Source organism: Haloarchaeobius iranensis (genome assembly GCF_900103505.1).
Classification (GTDB): Archaea; Halobacteriota; Halobacteria; order Halobacteriales; family Natrialbaceae; genus Haloarchaeobius; species Haloarchaeobius iranensis.
Genome location: NZ_FNIA01000003.1, coordinates 86,782 through 102,387, shown reverse-complemented (window position 1 = coordinate 102,387; position 15,606 = coordinate 86,782). Strand labels below are relative to the sequence as shown.

The 15,606-nt window shown below is 67.7% G+C and carries 13 protein-coding genes; 3 read left to right on the top strand and 10 right to left on the bottom strand.

Features of this window, described 5'->3' with window-relative positions; genetic code table 11:
* Nucleotides 1-101: 101 nt before the first annotated feature.
* On the top strand, nucleotides 102-2,183 hold the full coding sequence (locus BLT27_RS03350; RefSeq protein ID WP_175526363.1) for a histidine kinase N-terminal 7TM domain-containing protein: 2,082 nt from the start codon (nucleotides 102-104) through the stop codon (nucleotides 2,181-2,183).
* A gap of 15 nt (nucleotides 2,184-2,198) precedes the next feature.
* On the opposite strand, the gene BLT27_RS03345 is transcribed toward BLT27_RS03350, so the two are convergent.
* From BLT27_RS03345 to BLT27_RS03315, 7 genes are all read right to left on the bottom strand, one after another.
* Nucleotides 2,199-3,290 carry an ICP22 family protein gene (locus BLT27_RS03345; RefSeq protein WP_139172237.1) on the bottom strand — a complete coding sequence of 364 codons (1,092 nt, stop codon included), beginning with the start codon at nucleotides 3,288-3,290 and terminating at the stop codon, nucleotides 2,199-2,201.
* Entirely contained in the window at nucleotides 3,280-4,524 is a 1,245-nt protein-coding gene (locus BLT27_RS03340; RefSeq protein WP_089731618.1) for a signal peptidase I, read from the bottom strand. The genes BLT27_RS03345 and BLT27_RS03340 overlap by 11 nt, the downstream gene beginning before the upstream one ends.
* Nucleotides 4,521-5,690, bottom strand: coding sequence for a hypothetical protein (locus tag BLT27_RS03335; protein WP_089731617.1), 1,170 nt, complete (start codon nucleotides 5,688-5,690; stop codon nucleotides 4,521-4,523). Before BLT27_RS03335 ends, BLT27_RS03340 begins: the two co-directional genes overlap by 4 nt.
* Nucleotides 5,687-6,430 carry a hypothetical protein gene (locus tag BLT27_RS03330; protein ID WP_089731616.1) on the bottom strand — a complete coding sequence of 248 codons (744 nt, stop codon included), beginning with the start codon at nucleotides 6,428-6,430 and terminating at the stop codon, nucleotides 5,687-5,689. The genes BLT27_RS03335 and BLT27_RS03330 overlap by 4 nt, the downstream gene beginning before the upstream one ends.
* Nucleotides 6,431-6,845: 415 nt before the next feature.
* Nucleotides 6,846-8,366, bottom strand: a complete 1,521-nt coding sequence (locus tag BLT27_RS03325; protein ID WP_089731615.1) for a vWA domain-containing protein — start codon at nucleotides 8,364-8,366, stop codon at nucleotides 6,846-6,848.
* A gap of 134 nt (nucleotides 8,367-8,500) precedes the next feature.
* Nucleotides 8,501-9,988: a vWA domain-containing protein gene (locus tag BLT27_RS03320; RefSeq protein WP_089731614.1), complete on the bottom strand. Its 1,488-nt coding sequence runs from the start codon at nucleotides 9,986-9,988 to the stop codon at nucleotides 8,501-8,503.
* Nucleotides 9,989-10,076: 88 nt separating this feature from the next.
* A complete protein-coding gene (locus BLT27_RS03315; RefSeq protein WP_089731613.1) occupies nucleotides 10,077-11,402 on the bottom strand; it encodes a choice-of-anchor W domain-containing protein in 1,326 nt (441 codons plus the stop codon).
* A 551-nt stretch (nucleotides 11,403-11,953) separates the two neighbouring features.
* Between BLT27_RS03315 and BLT27_RS03310 the strand changes: the two genes are divergently transcribed.
* On the top strand, nucleotides 11,954-12,481 hold the full coding sequence (locus BLT27_RS03310) for a DUF7344 domain-containing protein (protein WP_089731776.1): 528 nt from the start codon (nucleotides 11,954-11,956) through the stop codon (nucleotides 12,479-12,481).
* Nucleotides 12,482-12,584: 103 nt separating this feature from the next.
* Here BLT27_RS03310 and BLT27_RS03305 read toward each other — a convergent pair whose 3' ends face one another.
* Both BLT27_RS03305 and BLT27_RS03300 read right to left on the bottom strand, forming a co-directional pair.
* Complete coding sequence (locus tag BLT27_RS03305) at nucleotides 12,585-12,947, bottom strand: hypothetical protein (protein WP_089731612.1); 363 nt, start codon at nucleotides 12,945-12,947, stop codon at nucleotides 12,585-12,587.
* A gap of 362 nt (nucleotides 12,948-13,309) precedes the next feature.
* Complete coding sequence (locus BLT27_RS03300) at nucleotides 13,310-14,137, bottom strand: DUF8054 domain-containing protein (protein ID WP_089731611.1); 828 nt, start codon at nucleotides 14,135-14,137, stop codon at nucleotides 13,310-13,312.
* A 248-nt stretch (nucleotides 14,138-14,385) separates the two neighbouring features.
* Here BLT27_RS03300 and BLT27_RS03295 point away from each other — a divergent pair, with 248 nt between their 5' ends.
* A complete protein-coding gene (locus BLT27_RS03295; RefSeq protein ID WP_089731610.1) occupies nucleotides 14,386-15,036 on the top strand; it encodes a DUF7344 domain-containing protein in 651 nt (216 codons plus the stop codon).
* A gap of 12 nt (nucleotides 15,037-15,048) precedes the next feature.
* Here BLT27_RS03295 and BLT27_RS03290 read toward each other — a convergent pair whose 3' ends face one another.
* The gene (locus tag BLT27_RS03290; RefSeq protein WP_089731609.1) at nucleotides 15,049-15,579 is read right to left on the bottom strand and encodes a 50S ribosomal protein L16; all 531 of its coding nucleotides are present in this window, start codon (nucleotides 15,577-15,579) and stop codon (nucleotides 15,049-15,051) included.
* Nucleotides 15,580-15,606: the final 27 nt, after the last annotated feature.

Here is a 15,606-nt window from a genome sequence, read left to right as displayed (position 1 = left end):
ATTCGACCGTCCCAGTCATAACCGTTGGGTACCCGACGGGCACCCGACCAGTGCTAGCCATGGAACATAAGTACGCTCACACGAACCAATCCGTGATACGAGTGCCGACATTCGTCGCCGTCGAGAGCATGACGGTCACCCACGTCGCGTACGTCCTGCTGCTCGTCGGATCAGCGCTGCTCTCGGGTGGCCTCGGTGCCTACGCCCTGTTCGTGGCCCGCGAGGACCCCGCCAACCGGCGGCTGCTCTCGTTGTTCGCCCTGTTCATGTTCGGCGCGACACTCTGGTCGTTCGGCGACGCCGTCCAGTTGCTGATTCTGGACGTGCAGACGAAGGTCGCGCTTGAGACCGTACTGAACGTCGTCACGGTCGTCCCGACGGTCGCCTGGCTGCTGTTCGCGCTCAGCTACGCCGGGCGTGACCGATGGCTGCACCGCCGGGTCCACACACTGCTTGCGATAGAACCTGTCCTGCTCGCCGCGGTGTCGATGACGACAGACGCGCACGACCTCCTCTGGTCCGGGAGGGAACTCACTCGAACGGCGGGAGACATCCCGGTGCTGGTGAGCGGCCTGGGGCCGGCGTACATCGCCCACGTGCTCTACTCGTACGCTCTCGTCCTCCTCGGCGCGTACGTGCTGTTGTTCCGGGCCCGCAAGCAGGACACGACGTTCCGCGGCCAGGCCACTCTCCTGACCATCGGGGCCCTGGTGCCCCTCGTCACGAACGTGGCCCACTTCGTCGGGCTGGGCCCCGACCTGAACTTCACCGGTGCCGCGTTCACAGCCTCGGGCCTCGCGTTCTGGCTTGCAATCACCCGATACCGGCTGCTCGACGTGGTACCGGTCGCCCGCGAGTCGGTCATCGACGAGATGCGCGACGGCTACGTCGTCGTCGATGGAAACGACCGGGTCGTCGACGCGAACCCCGCCGCCGAGCGGCTGCTCTCCTCCTCGCTCCTGGTCGGCGAACCCATCGCGGCGGTGCTCCCACCCGACGCGGACCTGCTCGTCGACGCGAGCGAGGGGGAACGGACCGAGTTCGTCGTCGGCGAGGGGCCGAACCGCCGGTTCGTCGACGCCGACGTCTCCTCGGTCGGACGGGGCGACGCGAGCCGGCTGCTCGTGCTCCGGGACGTGACCAATGCCCGCGAGACCGAACAGCGGTTCCAGACGCTCATCGAGAACTCCTCCGACATCGTCACCGTCCTCGACGCCGACGGGACCATCCAGTACCAGAGCCCGTCGACGGAACGAATCCTCGGCTACGAACCCGAGGAACTCGCCGGGACCAACGCGTTCGACCTGATCCACCCCGAGGACCGGGAACCGTTAGCAGAGGAGTTCTTCGAAGGCGTCGACGAGGACGGGTACGTCGCACGGGCCGAGTACCGCATCCGGCACGCCGACGGTTCCTGGCGGGTCCACGAGTCGGTCGGGCGGAACCTGCTCGGCGACCCGGCGGTCGGCGGCATCGTCATCAACACCCGTGACGTGACCGAGCGCAACGAACGCGAGCGCGAACTCACGGAGACAAACGAGCGTCTCGACCGCTTCGCGAGCGTCGTCAGCCACGACCTCCGCAACCCACTGAACGTGGCCCAGGGCTACGTCGAACTCCTCGAGGACAGCGTGGAGGACGAGACCCTCCGTGGCTATCTGACGGAGGTAGAGACGAGCCACGACCGGATCGGCCGCATCGTCGACGACGTGCTCGCACTCGCCCGCCACGGCGGGGAACTCTCCGAAACGATGTCGGTCGAACTCGAGTCAGTCGCCCGTATCGCCTGGTCGAGCGTGGATACCGACGACGCGAGCCTCGACGTCGTCGACTCCACCCCCGTCGACGCCGACCGTGACCAGTTCGCCCGACTGCTCGAGAACCTCTTCCGCAACGCCATCGAGCACGGGAGCGGGACGGACGGCGGCTCGGCCGGCAACCGCCTCACCGTGACTGTCGGGATACTCACCGACCGGCAGGGCTTCTACGTCGCCGACGACGGCCCCGGCCTCCCGGCCGATCTCAGGGACCGGGCCTTCCAACCGGGGGTCACATCGCAAGAGGGAGGCACGGGCCTCGGCCTGGCTATCGTCGCCGATATCGCGGAGGCGCACGGCTGGACGGTCGAGCTCGCAGACGAGGGCGGCGGCGCTCGGTTTGATTTCGTCATCGCAGAACGGTGACGCCTCCGGGCGGCGTCAGGCCGCCGGCTGGGCGGGTTCGTCGGTGGAGCTGTCGGCAGTGCCGTCGCCAGTACCGTCGGTGGAGTCGTCGGCAGTGCTGTCGTCCGAGCTGTCGTCGGTGCCATCTCCGACGGAGCCGTCGTCGCCGGCGTCGTCGACCGGCTCCCGCGTGGGCTCGCCGGCGGTGCCATCGTCGCCGGAATCGTCGACCGACGTGTCACCGCCGTCGTCGGTACTGTTGTCTCCAGCGTCGCCGGCGGTTCCGCCATCGCTGTTGCTGTCGTCGACGGTGCTGTTGCCGTCATCGGCGGGGCTGCTGCCGTCGATAGTGACGTTGTCGTCGCTCGAATCGTCGACAGTGCTGTTATCGCTGATGCTGCCGTTGTCATTGCTCGAGTCATCGACGGTGCTGTTGTCGCCGATGCTGCCGTTGTCATTGCTCGAGTCATCGACGGTGCTGTTGTCGTCGACGCTGGCGTTGCTCTCGCTCGAATCGTCGACAGTGCTGTTGTCGCCGATGCTGCCGTTGTCATTGCTCGAATCGTCCACGGTGCTGTTGCCGCTGTCGCCGCTACCAGTACCGTCGTCCGAATCCCCGACCGTCTCGTTGTCGGGTGCCGGTGGGACCGTGGCGAACCCGACCGCGTGGGTCGAGAACGAGGCCATGTGGAACGACACCCACGTGTAACCGTCCGAATCGACCGACTGGTACGGTGATTGCTGTCCGTCGACCAGCAGCTGGAACGCCGAGATATCCATCCCCACGGCTGCGAGTGCGTCGAGGCGGACCATCACTGTGGCGGGGGAGTCCACGACGCGGGAGACGGTGAACTCGACCACGCCACCGGTGTCCGTCACGATGGAGACGACGGCGACGTCGTCACCCTCGTGGACCACCCGGATGGCGTCCTGCCAGGCGGGATTGCCCGAGCCGGTGAGTTCGACAGCACCGGTTTCGACGGGTGCGACCCCGGAGCCACCGACTGCGACGTCGAGGTTCTCGCGGTCGGCGAACAGGCCCGTCGTGACGCTGCCGCCAGCCACCGCAGCGAGGACGACGAGGACCGCCGCGAACGCGACGACTGCGGGGCTGAGGCTACTGCTCACCGTCCTCACCTCCGTCGGGTCGCGCGTCGCGCGTCGGGAAGGTGAACTCCCCGTTCTCGTGCTCGAACGCATCACCGAACAGGGCCGCCCAGGCGGCCTCCTCGGTGGCGACGGCGTCGTCGACGACCGGCCCGCCGGTGGCGTCGTCGTCGAGCACCGAGTCGTCGGTGGCGGTCAGTTCCCCGGTGACGGGCTCGTCGGCCGTCGCGATAGCCGGGTCCTCGCCGTCGTCGGGCACCTCGCAGACGTACAGCATGGTGCCGTCCGAGTAGCTGAGCCGGTCGTGCTCCTCGTCGTGGACGAGCCAGCGCTCGGCCGCGGTGGCCATGCCCCGGAGCTCGGCCACGCTGGCCACGGTGACCGTGGGGAGCGAGCGGGTCGTCTCGTCGAGCGACCCGCGAAGGGTGCCGCCGGCAGCCGCCGTGTCGCTCGACGGGCTGACGAACACCCGCATCCCGAGCAGCACCAGGAACCCGACGGCGAAGGCCGCGAACGCCGCGACGCTCAGCTGGAGCAGCCGCAGGTAGGTGACCGAGCCGTCGTAGACGAGGTAGGCCACCACGCCGGAGTAGACGGCCGCGACGCCGACGACCGCCATCGTGACGGTCAGGTCGCGGACGCCGATGCTCCAGCCGGCGGGTTGCTCGTCGTCGGTGGCGACGGCTGCCGCGCTCGCGGTGCCGTCGCTCGCAGCGCCGCTGGCGACACTCTCGGCCTCGTCGTTCCCGGTGCGGCGCCTGTACAGCGACCACAGTTCGGTGACGACGAGCAACGCGATGGGCGTCGCGACGAGCAGCGCGAAGCCGGTCGTCGTGCCGACGAACTCGACGACGTACCCGATGAACGGGATGGTGAGTAGCACGCGGCCGACCAGCCGGTCGGGCGTGACGGTGCTCGCGTCGGGGTCCTCGTTGTTGTCACCCTGTGTGACGAACTCGGGGCCGGCGGCGGTCTGCTGTATCTCGATGACACGGTGGGTCGTCGGGGCCGCGCGGTCGGCCGTGACGTAGGTGATGACGTCGCCGACGCGGACCTCGTCGCCGTCGACCGCCGCGACGACGACCGCGTCACCGACGGAGATCGCGGGCTCCATGCTACCGGAGATGACCACGAAGCTCGCGTCGGCGCCGACGACCTGCGGGACGGCGAAGACGACGAACGGGACGACCAGCGCCAGCACGAGCAGGACACCGACCGCCCGGAGAGCGGTTCCACGGGTCGATTCGGGGCTCATCGGCGACCACCTCCGCTGCCGGGGGTGCCGTCGTCCGTCGAGCCACCAGTCGAGGTGCCGTCGTCGTTCTCGGGCGCGCCGAGGACACCGTCGGTGCCGTTCCCATCGAGGTCCTCGGGGCCGTAGTAAGCGACGCCCCGGCCGCCCTTGATGGCGACCTGGCAGAGCGTCGGAGCCGGCGTGTCGCCGTCGCCCTCCACGCGGAAGGCGAGCGCGACGACTTCGTCGCGGCCGTCGTCCTCGGCGGGCCTGCTGGCCGTCTCGGTGACGACGATGTCGTAGCCGGAGCCCTCGCAGTCGTCGTCGACCGGGAGGGTGTAGCGACCCGGCTCGACGTAGTTCTCGCCGAGCGTCGCGGGCGTGCCGATGCCGCAGTCAGCGGGGAGCTTGTCGTCGAGTTCGAGCTTCCCGAGCAGGACGCAGTCGCAGCCGGGTGCACCGGCCTCGCAGACGTACACCTCGACGTAGCTGACGCCGTGTCTGTCGGGGCCGCAGTAGCAGTCGACGCGGGCGGCGCGCGAGAACGGGCCCGCCCCGGTCGGGTCCGCGTGCCGGCAGGCGACCGCCGCGAACTCGAAGCCGAGGCCGACCGTCTCCTCGCCGACGTAATCGGCGGCGAGTTCGTAGTCGAGTCGCAGGTGGAGCGGTCCGTCCTCGGCGGCGTTCAGGCAGCCGGGGACGGTCGCGTTCGGGTCCTGGGCCGGGTCCAGCGGGAGCCCGGTCTGGTACGTGCGGGCGACGTCGCAGAGCGTGCCCTCGAAGAGGGTGTCACTCGCGTACGCGCCGGTCTCGTCGACGTACCGGAGGCTGATGCCGAGCGCGCCCGCGAGCCGGCCGGTCGTGGACGGGCAGAACGTGCGCAGCCAGGTGTAGGCGGGGTTGTTGATGCCCTCGCTGGACTCGGGGAGGTCCACGGTGAACTCGACGAATCCCTGTTCGCCGGGCGAGAGGGTCCCGAGGTCGATGGACACCTGTCCGTCGCTGGCTCCGGTCTCGCCGTCGTGGTCCCACTCGACGAGCAGGTCGAGCAGGCCGGCCTGCAGCGAGTTCCCGGTGAACCGTTCCAGGTCGACCAGTGCGCCGTACGTGCTCGCCGTCGAGAGCGCGCCGGCACCGCCGATGACGGACGCACCGACGAGGATCTCGCGCCGCGTGAGGCCGCTCATTGTGCCCCTCCACAGCTGGTCGCCTCGCAGACGAGGTCGAACGTGACGCTGTCGGTCTGGGTGTCGGTGCTCGACGGGTCGAACCGCCAGGTGAACCCGAGACAGCGGTTCTCGCCACCGTCGAGACAGCCCACGGCGATGCCGTCGGCGCCGTACTCGTCGCTCACGCTCTGGAGCGTGCCCGTGGTGATGGTGGTGTCACCGAGTCCGCGGCGGCCGTCACAGCCGCCGAGCAGGCCGGAGTCGCGCCAGCACTCGACCAGCAGCGCGTCCTGTAACTCGCCGGCGGTCGACGTCGTGTCACCGGCGGCGGCCTCCGGCTCGACGATACCGTTCTCCGCGGTCCCGGTGAGCTGCGGACGGAGACGGACCTCCGCCGGCGTGTCCACTGCCTCGAACCCGACGACGAGGGTCCCCTCGTCGCCCGGGAGCAGGTTGTCGAGCGTCACCACGGGCCCCGGCACGTCGTCGACGTACGCCGGCGATTCGTCCGGGTCGAGGACGGTGCTTCCGTTCGTCACCGTCGACCCGTTCTGTCCCTCGAGAACGTCACCGTTGTACGTCTCGAACCATGCGACTCTGACCAGCGAGTTCGGTGCTGCGTACGCGTAGTGCGTGTACGCCGGGCTGGAGCCGAACCCGCCGGTCCCTCCCGAGAGTGCGGCGAGCCCGACCGCGCCGGCACCGAGGCCAGCGAGAAGGTCGCGTCGATTCAGTTGTTTCTGTGTAGATGTCACCATTTCCCCCCTGCCGCCCCCAGGCGGCGTGTCGGACTCGACGACGTGACCCGTTCGTCCGACCCCCGGTCGGCAGTCCTCGTCGTCGTTTCTCGCCTGTCGAAAGGACAGCAACGGGTTTAGGTATGGGTCGCTCGCCAGCCGGACGTGGACCACTACCGGCCGCTCGGAGAGCGGTCGGCCGACCCTGCCGTCCGGTACGGCGACCCTGGAACCGTTCGCCCGAAGCGACGTCGGCGACGCCCGGTTGGCGGCATCGTCTGTCGGCGCATCGAGTGGTATCCCCGTCCGCGGGGAGGACCCGGTGACGGAGTCGAACCGTCGTGTACCCGTCCGGGTCGGCGTGGGCGGCGACGGCCCCGGCCGTCGTCTCGCTATGGGATGGAGCTTCGGCTCGAACGAGCCGGTCGGTGCCCGCTCAGGCGGCCCCGAACGGGTTGGCGTTCTCGCCGTTGTGCCGGCACTGGATGGCGGCGAACTCCAGGTCGAACGTCACGGAGTCGGTCTGTATCTCGTTGCCCACCTCGCGCGGGATGCACCACTCCATCGCGACGCAGTGGGTGCCCGGCAGGAAGCAGTACTCGTCCCCGTCGCTGGCCTGGGCCAGCAGCGGGAGCGCCTCCAGCTTGAGGCCGCCCGACGCCGCGTCGTTCAACTCGGCCAGGGTGCCCTCGAAGAACACCACCTCGCCGACGACGACGGACTCGATGATCGACTGATAGATGACGGGAAGGACGACTGCGAGGTCGTCCGCCGACGTGTTGTAGTAGTCGGTCCCGTCGCCGTCACCGGGGTTGTTGACCGTCGTCCCGGCCATGTCCCGAAGCAGCTGCGGCTCGCCGTCGCCCGGGTCGTTGATGTCGATGACGATGATGCGGGTGCCGCCGGCCTTGGCGTCGTTGGCGGCCTGGAGCTCGTCGACGCTGCTCGCGAACTGCTCGCCGTCGGTGAGCAGGATCATGATCTTCTGTGCACCGGTGCGGGCGTTCGCGCTGAGGTAGTCGTCGCCCTCCTGCACCGCGAGCCCGAGGGCCGTACCGGTCACGCCCTGCGGGACCGCCTGGATGTTCCCGATTGCGTTCTGCACGTCGGCCTCGGTCCCCGAGGGCCCGAACGCGATGCCCGGTGCCTGTGCGTCGCCGATGTAGTCCTCGTTGCCGAAGGTGAACACGCCGACTTCGGTGTCGGCGGTCTCGTCGAAGACGATGGTGGCGAAGTCGCCCATCGCGTCCTTGGCGACGGCGAGCTTCGTGGTCGTGCCACCCTGGCCGTCGGAGATCTCACCGCCGTACTGGTCGTACTCCATCGAGCCGGAGACGTCCTGCACGACGAGGATGTCGCTCGTGCCGACGCCCTCGGTGATGGTGTTCGAGCAGTCCTCGTCGTACCAGAGGGTGACGTCGATGTTCTCGGCGAGCTCGCCCACGTCGGGCGTGTCGTCGACCTCGCCCTCGGGCTCGGTGAGTCCGTTGTCGAGGTCGTCGTAGACGCTCCCGCGCATCCAGAGGTAGGCGGGGTTGTCACAGATGTGGAGACTGACGGTCACCTCACCGCAGTCCCCGGGCTTGACGTCGTCGAGCTCGAAGACCGGCATCGCGTCGCCGTCGATGAACCCCTCGGTGTCACAGGCGAACCCGAGGTCCGCGCGCTCCTCCCAGGTCATCGGGCCCTCGGCCATACCGACGAGGCCCTGGTCGATGAGCTGCTGCTCGGTCGGTGCCTGTCCGATCATCTCGAGTCCGTTCGGGCCGTCGTAGGTGGCCTTGTAGTCGAGCTGGAGGTCCAGCCGACCAGCAGCGAGACTGTTGCCGACGAACCCCTCGCGGTCGTTGAACAGTGCAGTCGTGCCGAGGCCCGCGCCGGCCGCCGCGATGCCGGCGGTTCCCAGGCCCGCGAGGACCGTCCGCCGGGTGATGTCGTACGTCTTCTTTTCGGTCATTTGTCTGTGTACTCCCCCCTTTCGGGGAACGGCCCACCGACGGAGTCGAACCGTCGTCGTCGGTCCCTGTGACCGGTGGGCCACCGTCGCGCCCCCCGAGGCACGACGGTCGAGGCAGTCAGTCTTCGGTCGGTTCAGTTCGCAGCCGTGGTCGTGGGCGGCGTGCTGTTGCCACCGTCGCTGCTGTTGTTCTCACCACCGGGGTTGTCGTTGTGCCGCGACTGTTCGGCGTCGACGACGAGGTCGAAGCTGACGGAGTCGGTCTGGACCTCGTTGCCCACCTCGGCGGGCAGGCACCACTCGAAGCCGATGCACTGCGTGGTCACTGCCGCGTACGGGTCGCGCTCCTCGGAGGTGCGGTCGCCGTCGAGCGGGACACCCTCTGCGAGCTCGACGAACACCTCGGCCATCGTGCCGGAGAGGACCTTCTGCTCGCCCTCGAGGACGATCTGTGCGATCTCCTCGTAGATGGTGTCGAGGTCGGCAGCGTCGGGGGCGAGGAACGCGTCCCCGGGGTTGCTGGCGATGTCGTTCTCGAGGAAGGTCTGGTCGGCGTCCCCACCGAGGGCGATGGTGAAGATACGGATACCGTTGTTCTTCGCGTCGGTCGCGGCCTGTTCGGCGCTCGGCGGGCTGTTGACCACGCCGTCGGTCAGGACAATCATGACCTTCGACGCCGACGGCGTCGCGTTCGCCCCGCTGGTCAGCTCGTTGTCACCAGTGATGATGCCGGAGCTCATGTTCGTCGTGCCGCCCGAACTGTAGTTGTTGATGGCGTCCTTGACGGCCTGGTAGTTGGTCGTCAGCGCCTGGTCGAGATTCGAACCGGAGTTGAACGAGATGGCAGCCACCTCGTCGGGCTGTGCGAGGTTGTCGACGAAGTCGGTGGCAGCGTTCCGCAGCGCGGCGATCTTCGACCCGTTCATCGAGCCGGAGACGTCGCTGACGAGTGCGACCTCGAGCTCCTGTCCTTCGCCCTCGCCGCCGGGCTCGTAGACGTTGTCGCAGTCCTCGTCGTACCAGACGCAGACCTCGATGAGGTCGGCGAGCTCGCCCATGCCCAAGCCGGGGTTCCCACCGGTCTCGTCGACCGCTCTCTCGGGCTCGGTCCGGCCGTTCTCGTTGTTGTCGTAGACGCTCCCGGAGAGGTCGAGCCAGGCCGGGTTGTCACAGATGTGGAAGCTGATGGTGACCTCACCGCAGTCCCCGGGCTTGATGTCCGAGAGCGTGAAGACGGGCATCTCGTCGCCGTTGACGAGGAACTCGTCGTTCTCGGGTGCACAGAAGTCGAACCCTTCCCCGGTCACGTAGTCGTCCCAGCCCTGGCCCTCCCCCGGGCGCGGTGCCTGGTCGAGCAGGTAGCGGCCACCGCCGAGGTCCTCGGCGTCGGGGTAGCCCATGGCGACGATGTCGTCGAGCCGGCCCGCACCGCCGAGGTAGGTCGCCTCGTAGTCGAGCTTCAGGTCGAGCGAACCCGCGCCCAGGCTGTTACCGATGAAGCCTTCGCGGTCGCTGAAGAGTGCGGTCGTGCCGAGGCCCGCGCCTGCGGCGGCGATGCCGACGGTGCCCAGTCCGGCGAGGACCGTCCGTCGGGAGATGTTGTGTTGCTTGTCGGTCGTCATTGGTTTGTACTCCCCCCTTAGGGGACGACCCGGCGACGGAGTCGAACCGTCGTGTGCGCCAATCCGGGTCAGGCTCCGAGCAGCGCGGCTACTCGAAGACCAGGTCGAGGGCGATGCCCTCCTCCGCGGAGGTGTCGTAGTCGCCCTGTACCGTTCCGGTCAGGTCGCCGGTCACGGTGAACGGCTGGGTGACCTGTGCCGCGCTCGTGTTGACGACGAGGTGCTGGATGTCGCGCTCCGTGCCGTCGTCGTCGTTCGACGCGGTCATCGTGCCGGGACCGACCAGGCTGATCGGGTCGCCGTCGACGGAGAGCGCGAGGTTCTCGACTGTGACGGTCGCCTCGTCGGCCTTGCCGACGAACGCGAAGCGTCCGGCAGGTGCCGGAATCGAGTCGGCGACGGTCACGCTGTCGACAGTGAAGGTTGCAGAGCCGACGCCGTCGTACTCGTAGGCGAACGGGACGGTCGCACCGGAGGTCCAGGTGTAGTCCGCCTCGTCGGCGTTACCGGGTGCGGTGCCGACCGCGAGTTCCCAGGTGTTGGTGCCGCCGTAGCGAGCCCGTGCGAACGAGGACTGCTGGAACGGCTCGAAACCCTCGCCCTGGCTGGTCGTCACGGCGGGGTTGTGCCGCGACTGTTCGGCGTCGAAGACCAGGTCGAAGCTGACGGAGTCGGTCTGGACCTCGTTGCCCACGTCGACGGGCAGCTCCCAGTAGAAGCCGATGCAGTACGTGCTCGCCCCGGGGACCGGGTCGAACTCGGGTGTGCTTGCGTCGCCGTCGAGGCCGATGCCGGCCTCGAGCGCCGCGAAGGCATCGGTCATGCTCCCCTCGAAGAGGACCACTTCACCGTCGTCGAGGACGTTGTTGCAGTTCGGGTCGTACCACATGGTGACCTCGATGTGGTCGGCGAGCTCGCCGACGCCGTCGGTGTCCTCGCCCTCGTCGGCGAGTTCGGGCTCGGTCTGGCCGTTCTCCAGGTTGTCGTACATGGAGCCGGACATCGTCACCCACGCGGGGTTGTCACAGATGTGGAGGCTGACGGTGACCTCGCCGGAGTCACCGGGCTTGACGTCGTCGAGCCCGAAGACGGGGATATCGGTGCCGTTGATGAGGAGTGCCTGGCCATCCTCGGAGCAGTAGTCTATCTCGCCGCCGAACTGGTCCTCCCAGGCCTGTTCTTCCGCCGGGGTGGGCTGCTGTCCGAGGACCTCGACGCCGTTCGGGCCGTCGTAGGTCGCCTTGTAGTCGAGCAGGAGGTCGAGCGAACCGGCTGCGAGGGAGTTGCCGATGAATCCCTCGCGGTCGTTGAAGAGTGCAGTAGTACCGAGACCCGCGCCCGCAGCTGCGACACCGACGGTGCCGAGGCCAGCGAGGACGGTCCGCCGAGAGAGGTGTTGTCTTTCGTTTGTCATTGTATATGCTCCCCCCATGGGGAAGACCTGGTGACGGAGTCGAACCATCCGTGTGCCATTCCAAGTCGATGTGAGCCCGCCTGTGTACGCCATCACGCGAGGGTCGGTGAGCGACGGTCCCGTCGCACCCCGAATGCCCTCGACGTGCCGGTCCCCCTTCGACGGGCTACCTCCACCTCCGACACCTATCGTATTACTTATGTTCTCCTTTCGTCTTCTCAGTGACTCGTTGCTTTCCGGTCCGGTCCTGCTACCACCTAGCTTGCCGGAACTGGTAGGACGCCCCTGCGGAGGTCGTTGGAGCCGTTAGAGTGCCGCAGTCTATCGATTTTGGCGAGAAACTCGTCACAGACAGACACGGTGACCGTACTGGCAGACTCAGTACTGGATTGAGGTTCCTGCCGGTTCGAGCGAGCGTACCTCCCCGAAAATTCACGCTTGAAGGACGGTCCTGCTCGTACCGCCCCACCGCTGTCCGCTCTCCATACCTATTCCCCCCGCGCGTGTACCGTACGTTCGACGACGCGTTTCGGCGCGTCATGGGGGGGACAATGTTACTCAACAAGACACGCGAAGTACCCGATTCGGACGTTTTTACCATTCTCAGCAACACACGCCGCCGCCACACGCTGGAGTATCTGCGACGCCACGACGAGCGCGTCGCGCTCCGCGACCTCGCCGAGGCCATCGCGACGGTCGAATCGGGGGAGGACCCGGCCCCACGCTGTGTGCGGCACACGGTGTACGTGTCGCTCCACCAGACCCACCTGCCAATGCTCGACGAGGCCGGGGTCCTGGCGTACGACGCCGACCGGAAGCTCGTCTCGCTCCTCGACTCCGCTCGTGAGGTCGAGCGCTACATGACCATGACGGCCGCCTTCGGCGTCAGCTGGGCCGAGTACTACCGTGCCCTCGGGGTTGTCGGGCTGTTCCTCGTGGTCGCCGCCCTCGCGAGCGTCCCAGTCGTCGCCGCGATGCCGCCGCTGGCCTTGGCCTCCGCGTTCCTCGCGACCTTCGCCATCTCCTCGGCCTACCAGCTCTGGGGCCAGCGTGGTGGCCTGCTGCGCGCGCTGCTCTGAGTCCCCTTCTCGCGCCGAAACCCGCTTCCTTCGGTGACCCGGCCTACGGCCGCGACCGTACCAGAGACGGGGACGAACACGTTCGATACCCGTCTGGCCGATGCTACGTCGTGGTCACCTGCTCGAACGGGAGCTCTTCCAGCGGCGATTCGTGACCGACGTGGACGTCCAGCTCAACGTCCAGGCCATCTCTTGCCGCCAGAATAGCCGCCCAGGCCCGATGATTCCCGTCGAGGGTCACCGGTGGCCAGCACTCCTCGTACTGTCGGACGATGACCGGACCGAACCCGTGATCGGGGAACTGTCGACGGAGCGTCGAAATCTTCTCGACAAAGTCCGGGAGTTCGTCGTCGAACGCTCCGGCCTGGAGTCTATCGACGGCACCGGCGAGCGTTCTGCCACCAGTGAGCCAGTTGCAACCGATGCTGGGGTACGGGTCGAACTTCCCGAGTTCGGAACCGCTCACGACGAGTGTCGTCCACGCTGGCGCTCTGAATGTTGCGTACTGGACTGGTTCGTCGTACGTCGTTTCGAGTTCTGCGCCAAGTCGCTCGCTGTCCCACCCGGCTGGATCGGCGGTCGGATACTCTCGTTTTCGAGCCTCACAGCGTATCCACTGCCGAAGTACCTCCGTACTATCCACCCGGGTCCGTTTCCGTCGATAGCGAATCGGAGACACTGTACGTGGCCGAACATCGCTCGCTCCACTGCATAACCATTGCGGGGTGGCACCGGACAGAACGAATGTCTCTATCGACCGGTCCAGCCAGCCGAACCCGTAGCTGAGATAACCACTGGCGGGATTCGACTATCCGAAAAATCGCCCCCTCAGGCCGGCATCGCGGCCATCGACTCGTCGAGGGGCACCTCGAACAGCCGCGCGTCACAGTCCACGCAGTTGGCCGCGACCACGTCGTACGACCGGCAGCAGGACTCGACGACGTCGGTGCCGAAGGCGACGTCGCCGCCGCAGGTCGGACACCGGTCCAGGAACAGCCGGAGTCCGGCCAGCAGTTCGCTCCGGTACGCGACCGGCATCGTCTCCCAGTCGTCGAGCCGTGCGGCGACCACCGGGGCAGCGGCCACGTCAGCGACGAACGCCGAACGGGATTCCCACTGTCCGATCCACTCGCCGTCGTACCAGGCGACGAACCGACCCGGGCGGGCGTCGAGCCGGAGGGCCTCGACGTCGAGCTCCGTCAGTGCGGCCAGCGCCGTGCGCTGGCTCGCCCTGTCCGTCAGCGTCTCCATCTCCGCGTACCACGCCGCGGCGAACGCCGGGTCGAGGTTTAGGTCGTCACCGGCCGGCACCACCGCCGCGGCACGCAGCAGCTCCGACTCGACCGCGAACGAGCCGGCGTCGAATCCGGCCGGTCCCTCGTCGAACAGCGCCAGCAACCGGGCCGGGAAGTACCGCTTCGTGAGTTCGGGCGTGCCCGGCACGAGGTACCCCCGCAGGTAGATCGCCGTCGCCGAGAGCAGGGCGACCCCGGCGGCGAGCGCTGGCGAAAGCAGGAACGCCCCCGCCGAGAGCACGCCAGCGATACCGAGGTTCGTCACGGTACACGGTATGCAGCGGTTCTCGCCCGTGTACTCCGGGCGGCGTAGCTGGTCGACGAACGATTCCCTCCCCCTCCTTGCTGTCGTCCCTTCCATCGTAAAGTCTCCTGGGCCGGTCGCTCGATGCGCCGACCTCTCGGTACTATTACACCGCTACACGACATAGGTATGACAGCAGTACCAGCGGTAAGCCGGCGTGGCCAAGTAGCGGAAATATACGGCACTGAAGCCCCTGGAGTCAACGTTTTCTCGCACCCAGCGCTCCATTCTCACCCCGTGGCAACGGCGGTCTCGACCACCGGCACGGTTAAGACACATAAGTGCGCTGTGATATTGGGGGAACAATGGATACTGTAGCCGAAGGCGATGGGGGGAGCAGCGGCACGCTCGAATCGCCGGAAACATCGACGAGTGGACAGGAACTGAGCACCGACGTGGTCTACCAGACGCTGAGCAACCAGCGCCGACGGTCGGTACTGCGGGCACTGCAGACGTCCGAACAACTGACCGTTCGCGAGCTGACGGCCTACGTCGCCGCGCGAGAGTGTGGGGTTCCCGTGCCCGCTCTCGAGTACAAGCAGCGCAAGCGCGTCTACACCTCGCTCGTCCAGACGCACCTCCCGGCGTTGGCGAAGAACGGGATCGTCGGTTACGACAAGTCGCGTGGCACCGTCGCCCGGACCGACATGACCGCGGCGTTCGCACCGTACCTGACCGAGCAACTGGTCGAGACGGCCGTCCCCGGAAGCGCATGGGGCAAGCGCTACCTCGCACTCGCCGCGTCGTTCGTCGTCGTCGTCGCGCTGGGCTGGCTCGCTGTCCCGCCCCTCGCCTCGCTACCGGGGTTCGCGTACGGCGGACTGTTCGCCGGAGCGCTCGCGGCCACCGCGGCGGCCCACCTCCGCACCGAGCGACTGGCCGGACAGACGGGCGGAACTGCGGACGCAGGCCCGATCCGGTCTCGCGACTGGGCGTTCTGGCGACGGACGGAGTAAGGAGTCGCGGGGTTACGCGATGAGTTTGTCCTCGCCACGTTCGACGACGACGCGGCAGGGCGGGGAGATCTTGTTGTAGGCGCGGCGGAAGGCGTCCTTGACCTCGGCGGCCTGGTCGACGGTGCACCAGCAGGTGAACAGGCGCTCGCCTTTCTGGACGCGGGCGGCGGTGCCGACGATCTTGCCGAAGGACTGGCGCATGCCGTCGGAGACACGGTCGGCGCCGGCGCCGGTGGCCTGCTTGTTCTCGCGGATGACGTGGTGCGGGAACTTGCGCAGGATCATCGAGTAGTTGCCCTCGCCGAGGGTCTTGATGAGGTGGCGGTTGGCCGACAGGCGGGAGGCTTCGAGCGAGCCGTGGCGCAGCTGGCACTCCTCCTCGAGGACGAGGGTGATCTGGACGGGCCAGTCGTCGGGGTCGCTGGCGGTGTCGCCCATCTTGTGCTGTGCGATCTTCGAGCCGGGGATGCCGGTGATGTACTCGCGTCGGGTGTACGCGGGCTTGGAAATCTCCCGGTACATCGACGCCGGTTTGTCGGACATGGTCTTGCCGTCACCTCGCGCCTACGC